This window comes from Pelomonas sp. Root1444 (assembly GCF_001426885.1).
Lineage (GTDB): Bacteria > Pseudomonadota > Gammaproteobacteria > Burkholderiales > Burkholderiaceae_C > Pelomonas.
In genome coordinates, this window is sequence record NZ_LMFP01000029.1 from 41250 (window position 1) to 63472 (window position 22223).

Below are 22223 nucleotides of genomic sequence, written 5' to 3' on the forward strand. Positions count from 1 at the left end.
ACTCGAAGTCTTCAGACCCGGCCCTGCGCCGGGTTTGTCGTTTCTGCGGCCGCCCGACCCCACGGCAGACGTCGCATCGGGGCCATCCCTAGGCTGCCGATTTCGGTCAAACATGTGCTCGTTGTATGTCCAGGCCCGCCGGGCTCCACATCTGCGCGGCGACACCGGCTAGCCTGCGGCTGGGCACCCGGCATGGGCGCACCGCTTCGCCATGTCTTTCCAGGAACACCTCATGAACCTCCGTCGCCGCACGCTGATGATCGCCCTTGCCGCAGGCGTTGCCTGCCTTGCCGCCCAGGCCGCGCGGGCTGCCGACAAGATCGCGATGGTCGGCAAGAGCTCGGGCAACGGCTTCTTCATCGCCGCACACCAGGGCGCGCTCGAGGCGGCCAAGGCGCTCGGCGTGGACATCGTCCTCGCCAGCCCGGCCAAGGCCACGGCCGAGGGGCAGATCGAGGTGATCAACACGCTGATCGCGCAGAACGTCAAGGCCATCATGGTGTCCGCCAACGACCCCGACGCGCTGGTGCCGGTGCTGAAGAAGGCCATGGCGCGCGGCATCAAGGTCGTGTCGTTCGACTCGGCGGTGCGCAAGGATGGGCGCCTGGTGCATCTCGCGCCATCGTCCAATGCGCTGATCGGCCAGAAGCTGGTGGCGTTGACGGCCGATGCCATCGGCAACAGCGGCGAGATCGCCGTGCTGTCGGCCACGGCGCAGGCCACCAACCAGAACCTCTGGATCGCCGAGATGAAGAAGGCGCTGGCCCAGCCCGGCGCGCAGGGTTTGAAGCTGGTCGGCGTGGTCTATGGCGACGACCAGACCGACAAGAGCTATCGCGAGGCGCAGGGCCTGCTGAAGAGTCATCCCAAGCTGAAGGCGATCGTCGCGCCGACGACCGTCGGTGTGGCGGCCGCGGCCAAGGCCGTGCAGGACGAGAAGAAGGTGGGCCAGGTCTTCGTCACCGGGCTGGGGCTGCCGTCGGAGATGGCCGGGCACGTCCGCAGCGGGGCGGTGAAGAGCTTTGCCATCTGGAACCCCATCGACCTGGGCTACGCCGCCGTCTACATCGCCCACGGCCTGGTCACCGGCAAGGCGACGGTGGGTGAGGGCGCCAGGATAGGCGTCGGCCGTGTCGGCACGGTCACGCTCGACGCGAACAACGAGGCCGTCATGGCCGAGCCGTTCACCTACGACGCCGGCAATGTCGACAAGTTCGCCAAGTTCTTCTGACCCGGCCGCGGTGCTCAGCCTGCGGGGCATCCACAAACGTTTCGGGCCCACGCACGCGCTGCGCGGCGTGGACCTCGAACTCAGGCCCGGCCGGGCGCTGGCGTTGATCGGCGAGAACGGCGCCGGCAAGTCGACGTTGGTCAAGGTGCTCACCGGCGTTCACCCGCCCGACACCGGCGAACTGCTGCTGGACGGCCGGCCGCTGCGCCTGCACGACACGCATGCCGCCCGGGCGGCCGGCATCGTGGCCGTGCACCAGGAGACGGTGATGTTCGAGGCGCTGACGGCGGCGGAGAACATCTTCATCGGCCGGCAGCCCATGCGCGGGCCGGCCGGCCTGCAGGTCGTGGACTGGACCGCGATGAACCGGCTGGCGCAGGCGGCGCTGGACGAGGTGGGCGCGGGTTTCGACGCCGCGACGCCGGTGCGGCAGCTCAGCCTGGCGCAGCGGCACCTGGTCGAAATCGCGAGGGCGCTGTCGCAGCGGGCGCGTGTCGTCATCCTGGACGAGCCCACCGCCGCGCTGTCGCAGGCCGAGATCCGCGACTTCTACGGCCTGGTGCGCGGGCTGCTCGATCGCGGCGTGGCGGTGCTGTTCGTCTCGCACAAGTTCGACGAGCTGTTCGCGGTCTGCGACAGCTACGTCGTGCTGCGCGACGGCGCCTCGGTTGGCGCCGGGCGCATGCAGGACACCAGCGAGCCGGAGCTGCTGCGCCTGATGGCGGGGCGCAGCATCGAGCAGGTCTATCCGCACATCGACACGCAGCCCGGCGCGACCGTGCTCGAGGTGCGCGACCTCAGTCACCCGACCGAGTTCGACGGCATCAGCTTCGCGCTGCGGCGCGGCGAGATCCTGGGCTTCTACGGCCTGGTCGGCGCGGGGCGCAGCGAGGTCATGCTGGGGCTGATGGGGCTCAAGCCGCTGGCCCGCGGCAGCATTCTGGTAGACGGCCAGGAGCGGCGCATCCGCGATGCGGCCGACGCGATCGCGCTGGGGCTGGCCTACGTGCCGGAGGAGCGCCAGCGCCAGGGCGGCATCCTCGACTTTTCGGTGCGGCACAACCTCAGCCTGGCCGCGCTGGCCGGGCCGCGGCATGCGGTGGCGGGCCGGTTCTCGCGCGGCCCGTGGCTGTCCGCGCTTCGCGAGAGCGCCTTCGCGCAAGGACTGATCGACCGGCTGAAGATCAGGACCGCGAGCCAGGACACGCCGCTGTCGGGCCTGTCCGGCGGCAACCAGCAGAAGGCCATCATCGGCAAGTGGCTGGGCTTGGCGCCGCGCGTGGTCATCCTGGACGAACCGACCAAGGGCATCGACGTCGGCGCCAAGCAGGCGGTCTACCAGCTCGTGGCCGAACTGGTGGCGCAGGGCCTGGCGGTCATCCTGGTGTCCTCGGAGCTGCACGAGGTCATGCACCTGGCGCATCGCGTGGTGGTCATGAGGCAAGGCCGGCAGGTGGCCGAGTTCCAGCGCGGCGAGGCCGACGCCGAGGCCCTCGTGGCCGCGGCGTCCGGCCTGGCGCTGCAGGGTGGGAGGGCCGCATGAGGCTGCGCCGCGAATGGGCGCTGGCCGCCATCATCGGGGCGATCGCCCTGGCCGTGGGCTGGCGCTCCCCTGTGTTCCTGACCCCGCGCAACGCGCTGGACATCGCCAACGACTCCGCGCTGCTGGCCATCCTGGTCATCGGTCAGATGCCCGTCCTGCTCACCCGGGGCATCGACCTGTCCGTGGCGTCCAACCTGGCCTTGACGGGCATGCTGGTGGCACTGGCCGGCAAGCTCTGGCCGGGGGCCGGCGCGCCGGTGCTGATCGTGCTGGCACTGGCGCTGGGTGCGGCGCAGGGCGCGCTCAACGGCTGGCTGATCACGCGCTTCGAGCTGCCGGCCATCGTCGTCACGCTGGGCACCATGTCGGTCTACCGCGGTGCGGTCTTCGTCGTCAGCGGCGGCGCCTGGGTCAACGACCAGGACATCCACGCGGCCATCAAGGCCTTGCCGCGCTCTGAGCTGCTGGGCCTGCCGCTGCTGGTGTGGTTCGCCGCGGCGATGGCGGCGCTCGGCGGGTGGTTGCTGCGCTGGCGCCGCGAAGGGCGCGACCTCTACGCGTGCGGCGGCAATCCCGCCGCCGCACGCGTCGTGGGCATCCCGGTGGCGCGGCGCATCCGCATGGCCTACACGCTGTCTGGCGCGCTGGCCGGGCTGGCGGGTCTGCTGTGGGTGGGCCGCTATGCGATCGCCTTCACCGAACTTGCGGCCGGCTTTGAACTCACCGTGATCGCGGCCTGCGTCATCGGTGGCGTCAGCATCGCGGGGGGCGTCGGCACGGTGGGCGGGGCGCTGATGGGCGTGCTGTTGATCGGCGTCATCAATGCAGCGTTGCCGGTGATCCACGTGTCGCCGTTCTGGCAGCAGGCGATCGCCGGCGCCGCCATCCTGGTCTCGGTGCTGCTGAACTCGCGCGCGCAGCGTCAGCCGGGGCAACAGATCCTGCCGAGGCGAGGTGACACATGAAAGCCTGGGGCTCCTGGGAATGGGTGCTGGCGGCGCTGATCGTCGCCGTCTACGTCGGCTTCGGGCTGGGCATCGACGGTTTCGCGTCGCCCTATGCCATCGCCGACAGCACGACCCACATGTCCGAGAAGGCCTTGCTCGCGATGGCCATGGCGCTGCTGGTCATCGCTGGCGAGATCGACCTGTCCATCGCCGCGACGATGGCGCTGTGCTCACTGTCCATGGGCTACGCGATGCAGGCCGGCACCGGCGCGGCCGGCATGGTCGGCGCAGCCCTGGGTTGCGGCATCGCCTGCGGCACCTTCAACGGCTGGCTGGTCACACGCTGGCAGCTGCCTTCCATCGTCGTCACCATCGGCACCCTGTCGCTGTACCGCGGCTTGGCGTTGGTGCTGCTGGGTGACGAGGCGATCACCGGCTATCCGGAGTGGTTGAGCCAGTGGGGCAACGGCACGCTGGGCGACCTGGTGGGCTGGCCCTGGCTGATCATGCCCATCGAGTGCGGCGTCATGCTGGTCGTGGCATCGGTGTTCATCCTGCTGCAGCACCGCACGGTGCATGGCCGCCGCATCTACGCCATCGGCGCCAACCCCGTGGCGGCGCGCTTCTCGGGCATCGCGGTGCAGCGCTACCGGCTGCTGCTGTTCACCGTGGCGGGCCTGATGGCGGCGCTGGCCGCCGTGCAGCTGACCGGCCGCATCGGCAGCACGCGGCCCAACCTCGCGCTCGGCTGGGAGCTGGACGCCATCACGGTCGTCATCCTGGGCGGCGTGGCGATCCAGGGCGGCCGCGGCAGCCTCGTGGGCGTGCTGTTCGCGACCGTGCTGCTGGGGAGCTTCACGTTCGCGCTGGGCATGCTCAACGTGTCGGGCATGGTGATGACCACCGTCGTGGGCGGGCTGTTCGTCGGCGCGATGGTGTTGCCGCGCGTGGCGGCCAGGCTCGCGCGGGCGACGGCACGCCGCTCGCATTCAACGGTTTTGAAGCCGTAAGGCTTGCCGCAAGCGGGAGGGTCACGCGACCGGCTTTGCCAGCGCGGCCGCTGCGGTATCGGGCGGCGAGGCAGGCACCTGCCTTGCCTCCGGGGGGTGTCGGCACTTCGCCGGCATAACCCACGGAGATTGACATGACTCAGCAAAACCGCAACGAGGAAGGCCAACGCGGCCAGCAAGGGAGCACCGGCCAGCAGCAGCAAGGCCAGCAGCGTGAGAACCAGCAGCGCGAAGGCCAGAACCAGCAGCAAGCCGAGCAGCAACGCCAGGGCCAGCAAGGCGGCCAGCAACGCCAGGATGGGCAGGGCGGCCAGGAAGCTTCTCGTGAGCAGGGCAATCGCAACGAGGGCTCGAACCGCGAAGAAGGCCAAGGCCAGCAGCAACGCCGCTGACGAGCATGGGCACCGTGGCGCTTGGAGGTGCCGCGGTGCCGTGCCGCCACTTCCGATAACCCCATGAGCCGCTTCCTGCGCTACGCCGTCCACCCGGACAATCCGCAACCCCGGCTGCTGATGCATGCCGCGGCGGTCATCCGTGCGGGCGGCGTGGCCGTGTTGCCGACTGCGGCGGGCTACCTGCTCGCATGCCGGCTCGACGACAAGAGCGCGAGTACCAAGCTGCGTCGGCTGGCGGGGCAGTCGCCGCGCGACTTGGCCGTGCTGCTGTGCCGGGATGTGGCGCAGGCGGCCGTCTATGTGCGAATCGACGATGCTGCCTTTCGCGCCATCCGCCGCGGCGAGCCCGGGGCAGCCACGCTGGTGCTGCCGTGCACGAAGCGCGTGCCGCACCGGTTGTCATCGCCACGGGCGATGGCGGTGCTGTACTTCGGCGGCCACGCCGCCACGCAGGGGCTTCTGGCATTCATCGACGAGGCCTTGCTGCTGTCGCCGCCCGCGGACGGCGCGGCGACGGTCGAGCAGCTGGCGCCGGCATGGCGCGACGGCATCGACCTGGCGCTGGATGTCGGGCCCCTGTTCCACCTGGGCGACGCCGGGCGCGCGCGGCCAGCGCACGTGCAGCTCACCGGCGCGCGGTCCTGAAGGTGATGGACCACCGGGTCGCGTCCACCGGCGCGACGCTGTGCTGCCACGCCCAGCGGGCGGTGCCGCGCATCGCATAGATGGAGCGCGGCGCCACGGGCAGCTTGACGATGTCTTCCCGCCTGGGACGCAGTGGCGGATAAGGCCGCAGGCGCAGCAGCGCGCTGCTGCCCAGCGAGACGCCGAAGATCGCCTCGAAATCCGGCACGTCGCGGTGCCATCCCAGCGGCGTGCCCGGCAGGTACTCGGCTACCAGCACATGCGCCAGTGCTTCCGGCTCGACGCCGGCCCAGCGGGCCACGCGCGCGCGCAGCGGGTGCAGTTCCTCGATGAGCGCGCCGGCGGGCAGCAGCTCGTTGGTGTCGTAGTCGAACCTGCCGCCATAGCTGACGACGCGCCGCCGTGCGGTGTAGCTCTTGTACTGCGCCTCCTTCAGTGGCATTCGGGCGATGAGCCCGATCAGCTCGGCCTCCTCGGCCGCGTCCAGGAAGCCGGTCTCGTACACCAGGCCCTCGGGCAGCGCCTGTGGCGAAGGCAGGAGGTCGTCGAACAGCGCGGCCTGTCCCACGGTCAGATGCCCAGGACTTCTGCGAGCAGCGCGGGCAGCTCTTCCAGCGTGTTCTGCTTGTGGAATGTGGCGCGCACGCCCACGCCCTCGGCGTCCATCAGCAGCTCCGCCGGCAGGTTGCCCGACCCGATGATGACCGGCAGCCCCGGGCGGACCGCGTTGATCTCGCGCAGCACGTCCAGGCCCGAGAGGCCGGGCATGTTCAGGTCGGTCACGACCACGTCGACCTCCCACGGCGCGCTCTTGAAGGCGCGGATGGCGTCGACCGCCTGCTCGAAGGCGGTCACCCGGTAGCCGGTGCGTTCCAGCAGCCGGGCCACCATCAGGATCATCACCTCATCGTCGTCCACGTACATCACGTGCCGGCCGGCGCCGTCTGGGGAGCGTGCCTCCAGCGGCACGGGTTCGGTGACGTGGGTGGCGTCGTCCGCCGGCAGCCAGATGTGGAAGGTGGTGCCCTTGCCGACGCTGCTGTCGACCGTGACCGCGCCGCCATGCCCCGACACGATGCCGTGCACGACCGACAGCCCCAGGCCGGTGCCTTCGCCCTCGGGCTTGGTCGTGAAGAAGGGCTCGAACACGCGCTTGATGGTCGCGTCGTCCATGCCCGGCCCGTCGTCGCGCACCCGCACGTGCACGTAGCGCCCGGCGGGCAGCCTGCCGATGCGGTCGGCGGCGTCGCCGTCCAGCATCACCTCCTCGGCCGCGATCTCGATGTGCCCGGGCCGCCCCGACATCGCCTGCCAGGCATTGGCGCACAGGTTGATCAGCGCCTGCTCGACCTGGGTCGCATCGGCAAAGACTCGCAGAGGGCGGCCTGGCAGCACCGCTTCGATCTTGACCGACGTGGGAACGGTCGCGCGCAGCAGCCCCATCGTCTCGTCGACCAGCTCGCCCAGCTCGCAGTGCGCCGGTCGCTTGGGCCGGCGCCGTGCGAATGTCAGGATCTGCTGCACCATCTCGCGCGCGCGCAGGCCGGCCTTGCGGATCTGCTGCAGGCTCTGGACCGCCGGATGTCCGGGGTCGAGGTCACCCAGCGCGAGCTGCGTGTTGCCGAGGATGCCCGCGACGATGTTGTTGAAGTCGTGCGCGATGCCACCGGCCAGCACGCCGATGGCCTCCAGCTTCTGGGTCTCGCGCAGGTGGTCCTCCAGCTCGCGGCGGGCCTCCTCGGCGCGGCGCTCCTGCGTGACGTTGCGGCCGACGCCGCGGTAGCCGGCAAAGCCGCCCTTGTCGTCGAAGACCGGCTCGCCGCTGATGCGCAGCACCTGCGTCGCGCCGTCCGGGCCGGTCTGCATCATCTCGAAGTCGCGGAAGGCTTCATGGCGCAACAGCCCGGCCTTCTGCCGCTCCCAGCTCTGGCTGTCGGCGCCGGTGCGCACCTCCCACGGGTGCTTGCCGAGCATCTGCCCGGGGTCGAGCATGCCGCTGCGGCTGGCGCCGTCGGAGATGAAGGTGTAGCGGAAGTCCGCGTCGACCTCCCAGTACCAGTCGGACGACAGCGCCGTCAGCGAACGGAACTGCGCCTCGCTGTGGCGCAACGCCAGCTGCGCGCGGTTGCGCTCCGACAGGTCGCGGATGAACGCCGCGAAATGCCGCCGCCCGCCCACCGCCAGCTCGCTGAAGGCCACCTCGATCGGCAGCTCCGTGCCGTCAGCCCGCAGGCCGACCGTCTCCGTCGCCCGCCAATCCAGCTTGCGCCGGCCGGTGCGCAGGTAGCTGGAAAAACCGCGCAGGTGCGCGTCGCGCAACCGTTCCGGTTGCACCACCGCCAGCGGCTGGCCGATGACGTCGGCGGGGCGTTGGCCGAACACCGTCTCCAGCGCCGGGTTGGCGAAGCGGATGAGGCCGGTGTCGTCGATGATCAGCACTGCGTCGGTGGTGGTCTGCCACAGCAGCCGGTAGCGCTCCTCGCTTTCGCGCAACGTCACCTCGGAGCGCGCCAGCGCCTCCATCAGCGTGGCGCCCCGGGCGCGCTCCTGCTCAGCCTGGGAGCGTTCCAGCCGCACACGCAGCAGGTCGGCCACGAGGTCGGCCAGATGCTTGAGCAGCGCCGCCTGTTCCGGCGTCAGCTCGCCAGGCTCGTTGTCGAGCACGCACACGGCGCCCAGCAGGTGCCCGTCGAAGACCAGCGGCTGGCCAGCGTAGAACCGCACCGCCGAATCGCCGGTGACCAGCGGGTTGTCGTGGAAGCGCGGGTCGCGGCTCGCGTCGCACACCTGCAGCAGCTGGTCGCTGCCGAGCGCGTGGATGCAGAACGATTCCGACAGCGGATGGAACAGGCGGCCCCATCCGACCTTGGATGCGATCCACTGGCCCTGCGGCGAGATGAAGGTGATCAGCGCCGTCGGCCGCCCGGTCGCCAGTGCGGCGATGGACGTCACCCGGTCGAACGACGCGTCCTCGTGCGGGCGCAGCAGGTCCAGCGAGCGAAGCAGCGCCAGTCGTTCGGGGTCGGCGAGTTCAGAGACCACGTCGTTGTGCCATAAGCGCGTCTATCGTGCCTGAGCCCGGACGGCAGCGCAATTGACGCCGGCGTCAGCGCCCCGCCAGCTGGGTGACCGCCAGGCCCACCAGCGCACACAGCGCCAGCAGCGGCATGACGCCCAGCTTGAAGCGGAACAGCGCCACGCCGGCGCCGATGGCGATCAGCGCCGAGGCCCAGTCGAAGCGCCCGGCCCAGCCGTCGGGCCACAGCACATGCCAGGCAAAGAACAAGGCGAGGTTCAGGATGACCCCGACGACCGCGGCCGTGATGGCCGTCAGCGGTGCGGTGAACTTCAGCTTGCCGTGGGTCGACTCGATCAGCGGCCCGCCGGCCAGGATGAAGACGAACGACGGCAGGAAGGTGAAGAAGGTGACGACGCAGGCCGCCGCCGTGCCGGCCAGGAAGAGCGCATCGGGCCCGAACAGCTGCCGCGTCCAGCCGCCGACGAAGCCGACGAAGGCGACCACCATGATCAGCGGGCCGGGCGTCGTCTCGCCCAGCGCCAGGCCGTCGATCATCTGCGCGCCGGTCAGCCAGTGGTGCTGCTCGACGGCGCCCTGGTAGACATAGGGCAGCACCGCATAGGCGCCGCCGAAGGTCAGCAGCGCCGCCTTGGTGAAGAACCAGCCCATCTGGGCCAGGGCGCCGTTCAAGCCCTGCGTCGCCACCAGGCCGGCCATGGCGGCCAGCCAAAGTCCGGCGCCGATGCCGATGACCCGCGCCAGCCGGCCGCGGCTGAAGCGGGCGTGGCGCGGGGTGGGCGTGCCGTCGTCGATGAGCGCGGGCCCGTAGCCCCGCTGGGCCGCGCCATGGCCGCCGCCCACGGCGAACACCTCCGGCGCCCAGCGCCCGCCGAAATGGCCGATGGCGGCCGCGCCGAGCACGATGAACGGGAAGGGCAGGTCCAGCGCAAAGATGCCGGCAAAGGCCGCCGCGGCAATGCCCCACAGCCAGCCGTTTTTCAGCGCCCGCGTGCCGATGCGGTGGGCGGCGTGCACCACCAGCGCCGTCACCGCGGGCTTGAGGCCGTAGAACAGGCCGGCCACCAGCGGCAGCTTGCCGTAGGCCAGGTAGACCCACGACAGCGCGATCAGGATGAACAGCGACGGCAGCACGAACAGTGCGCCGGCAACCAGCCCGCCGCGCGTGCGGTGCATCAGCCAGCCGATGTAGGTGGCCAGCTGCTGGGCCTCGGGGCCGGGCAGCAGCATGCAGTAGTTCAGCGCATGCAGGAAGCGCTTCTCGCTGATCCAGCGGCGCCGCTCCACCAGCTCGGTGTGCATGATGGCGATCTGCCCGGCCGGGCCGCCGAAGCTGATGAAGCCGAGCTTGAGCCAGAAGCGCAGGGCTTCCCAGAAGCCGACGTCCGGCGGTGCCGTGGTGGGGGAGGGGGCGGTGTCCAAGGGGCTTGCGGGCGGGTGCGTTCAGGCTACGCAATGTAGAGGCACCGCCGCCGGCACGCCCGGTGCCGCGACGGCCCGCAGCTTATGACGCATGACAGTTTTGTTATGGCTTTGATCGAAAACTTGATTGGTCAGGCCGGGCCGCGCGCGTTAACGTCGAGTTATTGTTTGTCTCCTCCTCCCTCCTCGGGTGGATTCAACCCTTCGGGCCGGCTCGGCCGACCGAAGGGTTTTTCTTGGCTGGTGCGGTTCAGGCGCTTCCAGCCGGCGGGCGTACCGCGCGGCTCGCGACCACCATCGCGCCGGGCTCGTCCGCGTCGGGCTCGCTCGCGAAGCCCAGCGTCTTCAGCAGGCCCAGCATGGCGCGGTTCTCGCGCAGCACGTGGCCGACCAGGCGTTGCGTGCCGTTGGCCAGCGCATGGTCCAGCAGGGCCTGCATCAGCAGGCGGCCCAGGCCGCGCCGCTTGAGGTCGCTGCGCACCATCACGGCGAACTCGGCGTCGACGTTGTCCGGGTCGCGCACCAGGCGCGCCACGCCCAGCGTGCACGGGCCGTCCTGCGCATGCTCGTCGACGACGATGAAGGCCATCTCGCGCTCGTAGTCGATCTGCGTCATCCGGGCGAGGTCGTCGTGCGACAGCGGGTGCATCGCCTGGAAGAAGCGCATGCGCAGGTCCTCAGGGTCGGCAGCCTCCAGGAACTCGCGGTGTTGGGCCTCGTCCTCCGGGCGGATGGGCCGCATCAGCAGCATGCGCCCTTGCCAGTGCAGCCTGCGCACCAGTTCTGCCGGATAGGGCCGCACGGCGAAGCGCTTCATGCCCGATGGCGCCAGCGACGACAGGCGCACCCGCGCATCCAGCGCCAGCACGCCATGCTCGTCGGCCCACAGCGGGTTGATGTCCAGTTCGGCGACTTCGGGCTGGTCGGCCAGCAGCTGGGCCAGGGCGATCAATGCGTCGCACAGCGCATCGATGCGCACGGGCGGATGGTCGCGATAGCCCGCCAGCAGCCTGGCCACGCGTGTGCGGCCGATCAGCTCGCGCGCCAGCGTGCGGTTCAGCGGCGGCAGGGCGATGGCGCGGTCGCCGAGCACCTCGACGGCGGTGCCGCCCTGGCCGAACAGCAGCACGGGGCCGAAGATGGGATCGACGTGCGCGCCGGCGATCAGCTCCTTGGCATGCGGCCGCTGCGCCATGGCCTGCACGCTGAACCCTTGGATGACGGCCTCCGGGCGCGTGGCGCGCAGATGGGCCAGCATGTCCTCGGCCGCTGCCCGCACCGCCTCGGCACCGCGCAGGTCCAGGCGCACGCCGCCGGCGTCGGACTTGTGCAGGATGTCGGGGGACACCACCTTCAGCACCACCGGCCCGTCGATGCGGCCTGCGGCCTCGGCGGCGGCAGCAGGCGACGCGGGCACGCGCAGCGTCGCCACCACCGGGATGCCGTAGGCGGCCAGCAGGTCCTTGGCGTCGATCTCGTCCAGCCATTCGGACCCGGCTTCCAGCGCCGCCTCGACGATGCGGCGCGCACGCGCGCGGTCCGGCTCGGCATTGGCGGTCGCCGTGGGCGTCTCGCGCAACACCGCCTGGTTGCGCCGGTAGGTCTGCATCAGCGAGAAGGCACGCACCGCCTCCTCCGGCGTCTCGTAGCCGGCAATGCCGGCCTGCTCGAAGAGCCGCCGCGCCGGCGCCACCGTGTCGCCGCCCAGCCAGCAGCTCAGCACGCGCCCGCGGTGCGCGGCGATGAGCGGCGCGCAGGCCTGCGCGATGTCCACGCTCGGCACGATGGCCGTCGGTGCATGCACGAACAGCAGTGCGCCGGCCTCGGGCGCGTCGAACAGCGCCTTGAGCGTGTCGACGTAGCGCTGCGCCGGTGCGTCGCCGATGATGTCGACGGGGTTGCCATGCGACCACTGGGCCGGCAGCACGGCGTTGAGCCGACGCATCAGCGCCGCGCCCGGCCGGGCCAGCGTCACGCCGAGCGGGGCGGCGGCGTCGGCCACCATGACGCCGGCGCCGCCGCCGTTGGTCATGACCATCAGGTCCCGGCTCGGGTTGTCGCGAAAGCGCGCCAGCGTCTGTGCGGCGATGAAGAGCTCGTTCAGCGTGTCGACCCGCAGCATGCCGGCGCGGCGGATGGCGGCGTCGAAGACGATGTCCTCGCCCGCCAGCGCGCCGGTGTGCGAGGCCGCGGCGCGCATGCCCGCCGGCACCCGGCCGGCCTTGACGACGATGACCGGCTTGGCGCGCGCCGCAGCGCGTGCCGCCGACATGAACTTGCGCGGCGCCGTGATGCTCTCGATGTACAGCAGGATGGCGCGGGTGTGCCGGTCGGTGGCCAGGTGGTCCAGCAGGTCGCCGAAGTCGACGTCGACATGCTCGCCCAGCGAAACCAGGTGCGAGAAGCCGATCCGCTCCGCGTTGGCCCAATCCAGCAGCGCGGTCAGCAGCGCGCCGGACTGCGACACGAGGGCCAGCTCGCCCGGCAGCGCGTTGGCCTGGGTGAAGCTGGCGTTCAGCCCGCTGTGCGGGCTCAGCAGGCCGATGCAATTGGGGCCCAGCAGCCGCAGCGTGTGCGGCCGCGCGGCCTCCAACGCGGCCTGTTTCTGCTGCGCCGTGAGGCCGGCCGTGACGATGATGGCGGCGCGCGTGCCGCGCGCGCCCAGCTGGGCGATCAGCGGCGCGATGGTGTCGGGCGGCGTGCACAGCACCGCCAGGTCGGGCGTGAACGGCAGTTCCGCCACGCCGGCGAAGCAGCGCACGCCGGCCAGCGTCGCCAGCCGCGGGTTCACGGGCGCGGCCGGCCCCTCGAAGCTGACGAGGTTCTGCCACACGGTGGTGCCCACCCGGCCGGGCTTGTCCGAGGCGCCGAAGACGGCAACGGATTGCGGGGAGAGCAGGCGGTCGAGATGGCGTTGCGTCATGCGTCGCATGGTGTCGGCGGGCCCTGGTGGCCGCCTTGCGCAGCGTCAAGCGCCGCGGAGGTATGCGTTCCCTTGATCAAACGCAAGGTCGGGCCGCGGGGCGGCGCGCAGCATCGTGCCCTCCAGCGGTTGAGCGCAAGGGGTGGCCCATGAGGATCGTTCTCGCAGTCGATGGCAGCGCCTACACCAAGCGCATGCTCGGTCATCTCGCGGCCCACGATGAACTGGTGGGCAAGGACAACGAGTTCATCGCCGCGAACGTGACGGCCGCGGTGCCGCCGCATGCCGCCCGCTTCCTCCCGGCAGAGACGCTGCGGCAGTACTACGTCGACGAGGGCGAGAAGGTGCTCAAGCCGGTGCGGGAGTTCGCCCGCATGCAGGGCTGGCGCCTGCGCGAACGCCATGCGGTCGGCCATCCGGGCGACACGCTGACGGAGATCGTCGGCGAGGAAGCACCCGACCTGCTGGTCATGGGCTCCCACGGCCACGGCACGTTTGCGAGTGCGCTGCTGGGTTCGGTGTCGGCGCGGCTGCTGGCGTGCACTCGGGTGCCGGTGCTGCTGATCCGGTAGCCGGCAACCGCCGCCCGCGGCGTGCCAGGGCTGATCAATCGGTCGCCCGCTGCAGCCGCCTGCCCAGGGCGGCGCCGGCCACCGCCGCGACGACGACCGCCGCCAGGGCGAGCGCCAGATCGCCTGCAGCCGGCACGCCGAAATGCAGCAGCCGGCGTGCCCCGGGCAGCGCGACGGCCAGCCCCAACGCGGCGGCAGCTGCCGCGGCCACCGCCCAGAACGCGCGTGCGCTCGCGCCGAACAGCGCGCGCCAGCCGCTGCCCGCCGACATGTTGGCCGCGACGAGCAGCAGGTTGCCCAGCGTCAGCCCGATGACCGCCAGCGTGCGTGCCGTGTCGGCATCCCGGCCGGCCTGCAGTGCGGCCATGTACACGGCCAGCGTCGCTGCCAGCAGGCTGCCGCCCTGCGCCAGCCCCTGCCACAGCATGGCCCAGCCGACGATGCCCTCGCTCGCGCGGCGCGGCGGCCTGTGCATCAAGCCGGGCGCTTCGGGCGCACTCTCGAAGGCCAGCGAGCACACCGGGTCGATCACCATCTCGGTCAGCACGACATGGGCCGGCAGCATCAACGGCGGCAGGCCGAACAGCAGCGGCAGCACCGCCAGGCCGGCGACCGGCACATGGATGGCGGTGATGTAGACCATGACGTTGCGCAGGTTGTCGAAGATGCGCCGGCCCATGCGCACGCCGCCGACGATGCGGCTGAAGTCCTCGTCCAGCAGCACCAGGTCGGCCGCTTCGCGCGCGACGTCGGTGCCGCGCGCGCCCATGGCGATGCCGATATGCGCGGCCTTCAGCGCGGGCGCGTCGTTGACGCCGTCGCCCGTCATCGCCACGGTCTCGCCGTTGCGGCGCAGGGCCTGCACGAGCTGCAGCTTCTGCTGCGGCGCCACCCGCGCGAACACGCGCACGCGGCGCACCGCGTCGGCCAGGGCGTGCTCGTCCATGCGCTGCACCTCCGCGCCGGTCAGCACCCCGGCGGCGGTCTCGATGCCGGCCTGCTGCGCGATGGCCAGGGCCGTGGCGGCATGGTCGCCGGTGATCATCGCGACGGCGATGCCGGCCGCCCGCGCCTGGGCCACGGCAGCGGGCACGCTGGCGCGCAGCGGGTCCTCGAAGGCGGTGAAGCCGAGCAGCGTGAAGTGGTGGTCATGCAGGCTGCCAGCCGCCGCCTCGCCGGCTGGCGCGGTGCCCTCGGCGACGGCGAGCACGCGCAGGCCTTGCGCGGCGAGGTGCTTCACCTGGGTGAGCAGCAGGCCGGTCTGTTGCGCATCAAGGCGGCACAGCGCGAGCACCGCTTCGGGTGCGCCCTTGGCGGCCAGGCACTGCCGCCCCGCGGCGTCCGTCCAGGCGTGTGCCATCGCCGGCAGCGCGGGGCTGAGAGGGAATTCGCGCGTCAGCCGCCAGTCGGCATGCAGGAGCGCGGTGCCGGCCAGCGCGGCGTCGCCATGGGCGAGCAGCGCGCGGTCCATGGGGTCGATGCCACCGCGCCGCGAGGCCAGCATGCCGCATGCCAGCAGCCGGCGCACCGCCTCGGGCAAGGGGGCGCCCGGCTCCACGGGCACGTCGGCAGCGGCGGTCACCAGGCGGCGCAGGCGCATGCGGTTCTCGGTGAGCGTGCCGGTCTTGTCGACGCACAGCACGGTGGCCGCGCCCAGCGCCTCGATGACGGCCGGCCGGCGCGTCAGCACCTGGATGCGCGCCAGCCGCCACGCGCCAAGTGCCAGGAACACCGTCAGCGCCATCGGAAACTCTTCCGGCAGCATCGCCATGCCGAGCGCGATGGCCGACAGCAGGCCCTGCATCCAGTCGCCGTGCAGCAGGCCGTAGCCCACCATGACGGTCGCGCTGACCCCGACGGCCGCCACGCCCAGGGCCTGCACCAGCCGCCGCAGCTGGCGCTGCAGCGGCGTCGGCTCCGTCTCGATGGCGGCCAGCGACGCGCCGATGCGGCCCACCTGGCTGGCGTGGCCGGTGGCCGTCACCTCTACGACGGCATGGCCGCTGACGGCCAGCGTGCTGGCGTAGACATGCGGTGCATCCTCGCCGCCGGGCGGTGCGACCGCAGGCGCTGCCGGCACGGCGCACGCGCGCTTGCGCACCGGCACCGACTCGCCGGTGAGCAGCGACTCGTCGACCTCCAGCCCCGCAGCCTCGCGAACGAGGCCGTCGGCCGCGACGCGCTCGCCTTCGCCCACCAGGAAGATGTCGCCCGGGACCAGCTCGCGTGCCGGGATGCGACGGCTGTTGCCGTCGCGCACGACGCGCACCTGCGGCGCCGCCAGCTCGCGCAGGGCGGCCAGCGCATGCTCGCTGCGCCGCTCCTGGAAGATGACCAGCCCCACCGTGACCGCCGCGAAGAACGCGAGCAGCAGGCCTTCGCCCAGGTCGCCCAGCAGCAGGTAGATCGCCGCGGCGACGACCAGCAGCAGGAACATCGGCTCCGCGACCACCCCGCGCAACGTGCCGAGCAGGCCGTGGCTGTCGCGGCTCGTGATCTCGTTGGGACCCTGGGCCGCCAGGCGCCGGGCGGCCTCGGCGTCGCTCAGGCCGCCGAGACCGGCGCTGCTGCCTTCAAGCATGAATCTCCTCCGAATGGCGAACGGCCCATGAGACCACCGCCGCAGGCCGTCGGCTTGACGGCTGTCAAGGCGCGGCGCGGGGCTGCCTGTTGATGTGCATCAACGGGCCCGCCCCGGCCGGCCGGGATGATCGACGCGTCGCGACCTGCCCGGCCTGCCTGCCGTTCGGGCTGAGCACCTGCACCACCACGCCGCCACCGCGCGGCCAGGGCGACCCATACCGTTCGAGGAGTTCCCATGACCACCACCATGAAAGCCGCAGTCGTCCGCGCCTACCGGGAGCCGTTGTGCCTGGAGGAGGTCGCCGTGCCCGAGGTGCCGCCGGGGCAGGTGCTCGTCAAGGTGGCCGCCTGCGGCGTCTGCCACACCGACCTGCACGCCGCCGACGGCGACTGGCCGGTCAAGCCGCCGCTGCCGTTCATCCCGGGGCACGAAGGCGTCGGCCACGTCGCCGCGGTGGGGGCGGGCGTCAAGGGCATCCGCGAAGGCGACCGGGTGGGCGTGCCGTGGCTGCACACCGCCTGCGGCCATTGCGAGCATTGCCTGACCGGCTGGGAGACGCTGTGCGATGGCCAGCAGATGACCGGCTACACCGTCAACGGCAGTTTCGCGGAGTACGTGCTGGCCGATCCCGCCTATGTGGGCCACCTGCCCGCGGGCCGCTCGTTCGAGGCGCTGGCGCCCATCCTGTGCGCCGGCGTGACCGTCTACAAGGGCCTGAAGGTGCTGGACGCCCGGCCGGGGCAATGGGTCGCCATCGTCGGCGTCGGCGGGCTGGGGCACCTGGCGGTGCAGTACGCGCGCGCCATGGGCTTTCACGTCGTGGCGGTCGACGTCGACGCCGCGAAGTTGCAACTCGCGGCCCAGGTCGGTGCCGAGCTGTGCGTGAACGCGGCGGAGGTCAACCCCGTCGAGGTGTTGCAGAAGGAACTGCGAGGGGTGCACGGCGTGCTGGTGACCGCCGTGTCGCGCGAGTCGTTCGCCCAGTCGCTGGGCATGCTGCGCAAGCGCGGCACCATGTCCATGGTCGGCCTGCCGCCGGGCGATTTCGCGCTGCCCATCTTCGACGTCGTGCTGAATGCCAAGACCGTGCGCGGCTCCATCGTCGGCACGCGCCAGGACTTGAACGAGGCGCTGCAGTTCGCTGCCGAAGGCGTGGTGCATGCCAGCACGAGCACGCACCGGCTGGAGGACATCAACCAGATCTTCGATGGCCTGCGGCAGGGCCGCATCGAGGGGCGTGCCGTGCTGAGCTTCGCCTGAGGGGTGGTGGCTGCAGTCAGCGCAACGGCTTGCTCAGGTAGGGCGAGCCGGCCAGGCCGAAGCGCCATGGCAGCTCGGCCGCCTTGCTGATGCCGATGCGCGGCCCGCAGGCGATGTCTGCGGCGCGGGGCGGGGCCTGCAGCTCGAAGGGCGGCCGGTCCAGGGGCAGGGCGTCGAACGACCGGGCTATGCCCAGCGCCTGGCCCACCCGGCCGGGCCCCGATGCCAACAGCCGCAGCGGCTCGACGCCGCGGCGCGCGCGCATCACGTCCACGCCGTGCGTCGGCTGCAGCGCCCGGATCAGCACCGCCGCGCCATGGCCGGCCTCGCGGCAGACGAAGTTCAGGCACCAGTGCAGGCCGTAGCTCAGGTAGACGTAGGCGTGGCCGGGCGGCCCGAACATCGCGCCGTTGCGGGCGGTGCGGCCGCTGAAGCTGTGCGAGGCCGGGTCGTCGGCGTCGTAGGCCTCGGTCTCGACGATGACGCCGCCCACGCCGTCGACCTGCAGCGTCCAGCCGATGAGCTGGCGCGCGACGGCCAGCGGGCTTTGCTCGAAATCCATCGCCCAAGGCTACGCGAACTGGCACACGCGGCGGTGTCGGCGGCTGCCTACAACGCGAGGGCTTGCACGCCGGCTGGCAGCAGCGGTGGGCTGCCCAGAATGAAGCGATGGCACGCGCCCCGACCTCCGACGATGCACCGGCCGCCGCCGCCCAAGGCGCGCTGCGCGAGGCCTCGCGCTGGTCCGCCGCCACTTGGTGGAACATGGTCAAGGCCTCGCTCTCGGCCTGGCTGGAGGACTACGCGCCGAGCATGGGCGCGGCGCTGTCGTACTACACAGTGTTCTCACTGGCGCCGCTGCTGGTCATCGTCGTGTCGCTGGCGGGGCTGGTGTTCGGCACCGAGGCCGTGCGTGGCGAGGTCTTCGGGCAGATCTCCGGCCTGATGGGCCCCGAGGCGGCCAAGGGCGTGCAGGACATGCTGGCCAGCTTCAGCAAGCCGAGCACCGGCGCCTTCGGCACCGTCGTCGGTGTCGTCGTGTTGCTGATCGGCGCCACCACGGTGTTCGGCGAACTGCAGGATGCGCTGGACCGCATCTGGCGTGCGCCAGTGCGGCAGAAGACCAGCGGAATCTGGGCGCTGGTGCGCGCGCGGCTGCTGTCCTTCGGCATGATCCTCGGCGTCGCCTTCCTGCTGGTGGTGTCGCTGGTCGCCGGTGCGGCCATCTCGGCGCTGGGCAAGTGGTGGGGCGGCTGGTTCGAAGGCTGGGAAGTGCTGGCGCAGTTCATCAACGTCGTGCTGGGCTTCGCGCTGACGACGGCGGTGTTCGCCCTCATCTACAAGGTCATGCCGCGCGTCAAGGTCGGCTGGGGCGACGTCTGGGTGGGCGCGGCCGTCACGGCACTGCTGTTCACTGTCGGGCGCTTCCTCATCGGCCTGTACATCGGCAAGACCGGCGTGGCCAGCGGCTTCGGCGCGGCCGGCTCGGTGGCGGTGGTGTTCGTGTGGGTCTACTACTCGGCGCAGATCTTCCTCGTCGGCGCCGAATTCACCTGGGTCTACGCCCAGCGCATGGGCTCGCGGCGCGGCATGCCGGCGCTGGAGCGGGCCGCGAGCCCGGCCGCTTGAATGCTGAACAGGAACCGCCATGCTGCTCGTCTGCCCTCACTGCGGAACCCGCAACCGCGTCCCCGATGAACGCCTGGGGGACGACCCCGCCTGCGGCCAATGCGGCCAGGCCGTGGCGCCGCGCAAGCCGGTGGCGCTGGGTGACGCCGAATTGGGGCGTTATCTGCAGGGCACGGAGGCGCCGGTGCTGGTGGATTTCTGGGCCGCCTGGTGCGGGCCGTGCCGGTCCTACGCGCCGCAGTTCGAGCAGCTGGCCGCAGCCCGGCCGGACATCCGCTTCGTGAAGGTGGACAGCGACGCCGCACCGGCGTCCAGCTCGCGGCTGCAGATCCGCAGCATCCCCACGACGCTGCTGTTCAGGGGCGGCAGCGAGGTGGCGCGGCAGAGCGGCGCCATGTCGGCAGCCCAGCTGGCGGCGTGGGTGGACGGCGCGCTGCGCTGAGCAAGCCCAGCGGTCAGGCGGCGGCGCTGCGCTGCGACTGGCTCAGCCGGCACAGCTGCTCCAGCTGACCGAAGTCCACCGGCTTGGTGAGCTGGAAATCGAAGGCGCCGGTCTCCACGCTGCGGATGGCGCCCGTCACCGCGACGAGGACCATGCCGGTGCCGAAGCGCCGGCGCAGCTCCTGGGCCAGCGCATGGCCGTCGACCCGCGGCATGAAGATGTCCACCAGCGCGAGGTGAGGCGCGAAGGTCTCGGCCACGGCCAACGCCTCCTCACCGCTCGTCGCGCAGAGCACGGTGCGGCCGTCCTGCTGCAGGCAGAAGGCCAGCGACTCCGCCGAGTCCGGGTCGTCGTCGACGACGAGGACGTTGAAGGCGGGTGAGCTCGGCTGGGGCTTCGACATGGGCGTTGACCTCGAAGGGGACCGCAGTATCGCGGGCCTTCGCGCGCAGGTGGCCGCGGTTACAAGCTCAGCGCCGCATCAGCCAGACGCCGAGCGCCGTTCCCAGCGCGAGCCAGACCAGCACGATGACGATGCCGCCCACCAGGCTGCGCGGCCGCGCGCCGGCCTCGGCCATCCACTGCTCGGCCCGGGCCCGCGAGGCCTGCACGACCGCGGGCGGCAGCAGGCGCAGCGCCAGCCAGATCAGCGCCGGCAGCAGCAGCACGTCGTCCAGGTAGCCCAGCACCGGAATGAAGTCGGGGATCAGGTCGATGGGGCTGAGCGCATAGGCCACCACCAGCGCGGCCAGCAGCTTGGCGGCCCACGGCGTGGCGGGGTCGGTGCGCGCGAACCACAGCGTCAGCGCATCGCGCTTGAGGCGGCGCGCCCAGGCGCGGGTGGAGGCGATGAAGGACATGGCGGTGCGGGCAGGGTGCAGCCCGGGTCAGCGCGGTTGCGGCGCGAAGGCACCGGCCGCCTGCGCCGCCAGCGTGCCCAGCTCGCCGTACAGCGGCAGCACGTTCGTGCCCAGGCCGGGGTGCACGCGGTTGGACAGCAGCACGAAGAAGCTGCGGCTCGTCGGGTCCAGCCAGAAGGCGCAGCCGGTGAAGCCGGTGTGGCCGAAGCTGGTGGGCGGGTAGAGGCTGCCGCGCGGGCGCGAGAAGGGCGATGCGATGTCCCAGCCCATGCCGCGCTGCTCGGCCAGGGCCGGCGGCGACTGCGGCGTCGTCAGCAGCGCCACGCTCTGCGGCGACAGGAAGCGCCGGCCGTCCGCGGCCACGCCGCCGGCCAGCAGCATGCGGGCAAAGCGGGCGAGGTCGGCCGTCGTCGTGAACAGGCCCGCATGGCCGGCGACACCGCCCATCTTGCGCGCCGTGGGGTCATGCACGTCGCCGCGCAGCACCCGCCCATCGGGCAGCCGCTCTGTCGGTGCGATGCGTGCCGCGTCCATGCGGCGCAGTGGCAGATAGCCGCTGTCCGCCATGCCCAGCGGCTCGAACAGGGCCTGTTGCGCATGACGGTCCAAGGCCATGCCGCTGGCGCGTTCGACGATGCGGCCGAGCAGGATGAAGTTGACGTCCGAGTAGCGGAACAGCGTGCCCGGCGCCGCGGCCAGCGGCAGGCCGCAGGCGATGCGCTCCGCGTCGGCCGCGCCGGCCCAGTCGCCCGCGCCGTTGCCGGGCAGGCTGGCGGGCAGGCCCGAGCTGTGCGTCAGCAGCTGGCGCAGCGTGATGTGGGCCTTCTCGGCGCCGCCGCAGCCGGGCAGGTAGCGCTGCAGCGGCGCCTCCAGGTCGAGCCGGCCCTGCTCGCGCAGCAGCTGCACCAGCGTGGCGGTGACGACCGGCTTGGTCAGCGAGGCGGCGTCGAAGACGGTGGCTTCGTCCAGCGGCTCGGGCTGAGGGTCGACGGCGCGCCGGCCGTAGGCACGGTGATGGCTGCCGCGGCCGACGCGCTCGATCCACAGCGCGGCGCCGGGCAGCTGGCCCTGGGCGATGAAGCGCTCGACGGCGGCATCGGCCTGCGCCAGTGGCCGCGGCGCCAGCGCGGGCTGCAGCGCGCAGCCGGACAGCAGGGCGGCGGCAAGGAGGGCGAGGCGGGTCTGCATGCGGCATTCTGGCGCCGCGGATTGCCCGCGGCGCGGCCGCTGCCTAACATCGCCACTCCTCTCACCCCCCGGAACAGGAACCCGCATGGAAACCCAGGAACTGCATCGAGGCCGGCTGATCGATCACCTCCAGCTCGTCGTTCGCGACCTCGCAGCCAGCCAGCGCTTTTACGAAGCCGTCTTCAAGGTGCTGGAGATCCCCATCGGCGGCACCGGCGATGACTACTTCTGGGCCGACGAGCTGTTCGTCTCCACGGCCCAGAGCCGGGCCGCGCAGGGCGAGCTGACGGGGCGCGTGCACCTGGCCTTCCAGGCCAAGGACCGGGCCACCGTCGACGCCTTCCACAAGGCGGCGCTGGCCAGCGGCGGCAGGGACCATGGCGCGCCCGGCGAGCGGCCCTACCACCCCGGCTACTACGCCGCCTTCGTGCTGGACCCCGACGGCAACAACATCGAGGCGGTCTTCCACGGCGAGGCCAAGCGCAGCGCGGCGTCGGTGAAAGTGACCTTCTGAGCCGCGGCCTGGCGCTGCTGC

Annotated in this window: 20 protein-coding genes; 11 read left to right on the top strand and 9 right to left on the bottom strand. The window is 71.7% G+C overall.

What is annotated here, in order from left to right; all coding sequences use genetic code 11:
• Window positions 1-232: 232 nt before the first annotated feature.
• From rhaS to ASD35_RS24230, 6 genes are all read left to right on the top strand, one after another.
• Window positions 233-1231 carry a rhamnose ABC transporter substrate-binding protein gene (gene rhaS, locus ASD35_RS24205; RefSeq protein WP_056877543.1) on the top strand — a complete coding sequence of 333 codons (999 nt, stop codon included), beginning with the start codon at window positions 233-235 and terminating at the stop codon, window positions 1229-1231.
• The gene (locus ASD35_RS24210; protein WP_056877544.1) at window positions 1203-2774 is read left to right on the top strand and encodes a sugar ABC transporter ATP-binding protein; all 1572 of its coding nucleotides are present in this window, start codon (window positions 1203-1205) and stop codon (window positions 2772-2774) included. The genes rhaS and ASD35_RS24210 overlap by 29 nt, the downstream gene beginning before the upstream one ends.
• Window positions 2771-3739 (top strand): ABC transporter permease, encoded by a 969-nt coding sequence (locus ASD35_RS24215; RefSeq protein ID WP_056877545.1) that lies wholly within the window; start codon window positions 2771-2773, stop codon window positions 3737-3739. The genes ASD35_RS24210 and ASD35_RS24215 overlap by 4 nt, the downstream gene beginning before the upstream one ends.
• Window positions 3736-4731: an ABC transporter permease gene (locus ASD35_RS24220; RefSeq protein WP_056877546.1), complete on the top strand. Its 996-nt coding sequence runs from the start codon at window positions 3736-3738 to the stop codon at window positions 4729-4731. Before ASD35_RS24215 ends, ASD35_RS24220 begins: the two co-directional genes overlap by 4 nt.
• Before the next feature lie 134 nt (window positions 4732-4865).
• Window positions 4866-5123, top strand: coding sequence for a hypothetical protein (locus ASD35_RS24225; protein WP_056877547.1), 258 nt, complete (start codon window positions 4866-4868; stop codon window positions 5121-5123).
• Window positions 5124-5186: 63 nt separating this feature from the next.
• The gene (locus ASD35_RS24230; protein ID WP_056877548.1) at window positions 5187-5771 is read left to right on the top strand and encodes a Sua5/YciO/YrdC/YwlC family protein; all 585 of its coding nucleotides are present in this window, start codon (window positions 5187-5189) and stop codon (window positions 5769-5771) included.
• On the opposite strand, the gene ASD35_RS24235 is transcribed toward ASD35_RS24230, so the two are convergent.
• The 4 genes from ASD35_RS24235 to ASD35_RS24250 form a co-directional block, all read right to left on the bottom strand.
• Entirely contained in the window at window positions 5752-6339 is a 588-nt protein-coding gene (locus tag ASD35_RS24235; protein ID WP_056877549.1) for an alpha-ketoglutarate-dependent dioxygenase AlkB, read from the bottom strand. The two genes, ASD35_RS24230 and ASD35_RS24235, sit on opposite strands and share 20 nt — an antisense overlap.
• Before the next feature lie 2 nt (window positions 6340-6341).
• Complete coding sequence (locus ASD35_RS24240) at window positions 6342-8813, bottom strand: PAS domain S-box protein (RefSeq protein WP_056877550.1); 2472 nt, start codon at window positions 8811-8813, stop codon at window positions 6342-6344.
• Window positions 8814-8877: 64 nt separating this feature from the next.
• A complete protein-coding gene (chrA, locus tag ASD35_RS24245) occupies window positions 8878-10230 on the bottom strand; it encodes a chromate efflux transporter (protein WP_056877551.1) in 1353 nt (450 codons plus the stop codon).
• A 250-nt stretch (window positions 10231-10480) separates the two neighbouring features.
• Window positions 10481-13153, bottom strand: a complete 2673-nt coding sequence (locus tag ASD35_RS24250) for a bifunctional acetate--CoA ligase family protein/GNAT family N-acetyltransferase (protein ID WP_056877552.1) — start codon at window positions 13151-13153, stop codon at window positions 10481-10483.
• Window positions 13154-13302: 149 nt separating this feature from the next.
• Here ASD35_RS24250 and ASD35_RS24255 point away from each other — a divergent pair, with 149 nt between their 5' ends.
• Window positions 13303-13725, top strand: coding sequence for a universal stress protein (locus ASD35_RS24255; RefSeq protein WP_056877553.1), 423 nt, complete (start codon window positions 13303-13305; stop codon window positions 13723-13725).
• 34 nt (window positions 13726-13759) lie between these two features.
• Here the strand turns inward: ASD35_RS24255 and ASD35_RS24260 are convergent, their stop codons facing one another.
• Complete coding sequence (locus ASD35_RS24260) at window positions 13760-16306, bottom strand: HAD-IC family P-type ATPase (RefSeq protein ID WP_056877554.1); 2547 nt, start codon at window positions 16304-16306, stop codon at window positions 13760-13762.
• Window positions 16307-16543: 237 nt separating this feature from the next.
• Between ASD35_RS24260 and adhP the strand changes: the two genes are divergently transcribed.
• Window positions 16544-17569, top strand: a complete 1026-nt coding sequence (gene adhP / locus ASD35_RS24265; protein ID WP_056877555.1) for an alcohol dehydrogenase AdhP — start codon at window positions 16544-16546, stop codon at window positions 17567-17569.
• Between the two features lie 16 nt (window positions 17570-17585).
• On the opposite strand, the gene ASD35_RS24270 is transcribed toward adhP, so the two are convergent.
• Window positions 17586-18131 (bottom strand): DNA-3-methyladenine glycosylase, encoded by a 546-nt coding sequence (locus ASD35_RS24270; protein ID WP_056877556.1) that lies wholly within the window; start codon window positions 18129-18131, stop codon window positions 17586-17588.
• A 203-nt stretch (window positions 18132-18334) separates the two neighbouring features.
• Between ASD35_RS24270 and ASD35_RS24275 the strand changes: the two genes are divergently transcribed.
• Together ASD35_RS24275 and trxC are read left to right on the top strand one after the other, a co-directional pair.
• On the top strand, window positions 18335-19198 hold the full coding sequence (locus tag ASD35_RS24275; RefSeq protein ID WP_056877658.1) for a YihY/virulence factor BrkB family protein: 864 nt from the start codon (window positions 18335-18337) through the stop codon (window positions 19196-19198).
• Between the two features lie 19 nt (window positions 19199-19217).
• The gene (gene trxC, locus ASD35_RS24280) at window positions 19218-19640 is read left to right on the top strand and encodes a thioredoxin TrxC (protein ID WP_056877557.1); all 423 of its coding nucleotides are present in this window, start codon (window positions 19218-19220) and stop codon (window positions 19638-19640) included.
• Window positions 19641-19653: 13 nt separating this feature from the next.
• Here trxC and ASD35_RS24285 read toward each other — a convergent pair whose 3' ends face one another.
• From ASD35_RS24285 to ASD35_RS24295, 3 genes are all read right to left on the bottom strand, one after another.
• Window positions 19654-20043 (bottom strand): response regulator, encoded by a 390-nt coding sequence (locus tag ASD35_RS24285; protein ID WP_056877558.1) that lies wholly within the window; start codon window positions 20041-20043, stop codon window positions 19654-19656.
• A 67-nt stretch (window positions 20044-20110) separates the two neighbouring features.
• Window positions 20111-20500, bottom strand: a complete 390-nt coding sequence (locus ASD35_RS24290; RefSeq protein ID WP_056877559.1) for a YkvA family protein — start codon at window positions 20498-20500, stop codon at window positions 20111-20113.
• A gap of 27 nt (window positions 20501-20527) precedes the next feature.
• Window positions 20528-21688, bottom strand: a complete 1161-nt coding sequence (locus tag ASD35_RS24295) for a serine hydrolase (protein ID WP_082580419.1) — start codon at window positions 21686-21688, stop codon at window positions 20528-20530.
• Between the two features lie 85 nt (window positions 21689-21773).
• On the opposite strand from ASD35_RS24295, the gene ASD35_RS24300 reads away from it, so the two are divergent.
• Window positions 21774-22202 carry a VOC family protein gene (locus tag ASD35_RS24300; RefSeq protein ID WP_056877560.1) on the top strand — a complete coding sequence of 143 codons (429 nt, stop codon included), beginning with the start codon at window positions 21774-21776 and terminating at the stop codon, window positions 22200-22202.
• The last annotated feature ends 21 nt before the right edge of the window (window positions 22203-22223 follow it).

Bases quoted from the DNA above. Each gene is read 5' to 3' on its own strand.
- rhaS (WP_056877543.1), top strand. From the start codon at position 233: ATGAACCTCCGTCGCCGCACGCTGATGATCGCCCTTGCCGCAGGCGTT.
- ASD35_RS24210 (WP_056877544.1), top strand. From the start codon at position 1,203: ATGTCGACAAGTTCGCCAAGTTCTTCTGACCCGGCCGCGGTGCTCAGC.
- ASD35_RS24215 (WP_056877545.1), top strand. From the start codon at position 2,771: ATGAGGCTGCGCCGCGAATGGGCGCTGGCCGCCATCATCGGGGCGATC.
- ASD35_RS24220 (WP_056877546.1), top strand. From the start codon at position 3,736: ATGAAAGCCTGGGGCTCCTGGGAATGGGTGCTGGCGGCGCTGATCGTC.
- ASD35_RS24225 (WP_056877547.1), top strand. From the start codon at position 4,866: ATGACTCAGCAAAACCGCAACGAGGAAGGCCAACGCGGCCAGCAAGGG.
- ASD35_RS24230 (WP_056877548.1), top strand. From the start codon at position 5,187: ATGAGCCGCTTCCTGCGCTACGCCGTCCACCCGGACAATCCGCAACCC.
- ASD35_RS24250 (WP_056877552.1), bottom strand. From the start codon at position 13,153: ATGACGCAACGCCATCTCGACCGCCTGCTCTCCCCGCAATCCGTTGCC.
- ASD35_RS24255 (WP_056877553.1), top strand. From the start codon at position 13,303: ATGAGGATCGTTCTCGCAGTCGATGGCAGCGCCTACACCAAGCGCATG.
- ASD35_RS24260 (WP_056877554.1), bottom strand. From the start codon at position 16,306: ATGCTTGAAGGCAGCAGCGCCGGTCTCGGCGGCCTGAGCGACGCCGAG.
- adhP (WP_056877555.1), top strand. From the start codon at position 16,544: ATGACCACCACCATGAAAGCCGCAGTCGTCCGCGCCTACCGGGAGCCG.
- ASD35_RS24270 (WP_056877556.1), bottom strand. From the start codon at position 18,131: ATGGATTTCGAGCAAAGCCCGCTGGCCGTCGCGCGCCAGCTCATCGGC.
- ASD35_RS24275 (WP_056877658.1), top strand. From the start codon at position 18,335: ATGGTCAAGGCCTCGCTCTCGGCCTGGCTGGAGGACTACGCGCCGAGC.
- trxC (WP_056877557.1), top strand. From the start codon at position 19,218: ATGCTGCTCGTCTGCCCTCACTGCGGAACCCGCAACCGCGTCCCCGAT.
- ASD35_RS24285 (WP_056877558.1), bottom strand. From the start codon at position 20,043: ATGTCGAAGCCCCAGCCGAGCTCACCCGCCTTCAACGTCCTCGTCGTC.
- ASD35_RS24290 (WP_056877559.1), bottom strand. From the start codon at position 20,500: ATGTCCTTCATCGCCTCCACCCGCGCCTGGGCGCGCCGCCTCAAGCGC.
- ASD35_RS24295 (WP_082580419.1), bottom strand. From the start codon at position 21,688: ATGCAGACCCGCCTCGCCCTCCTTGCCGCCGCCCTGCTGTCCGGCTGC.
- ASD35_RS24300 (WP_056877560.1), top strand. From the start codon at position 21,774: ATGGAAACCCAGGAACTGCATCGAGGCCGGCTGATCGATCACCTCCAG.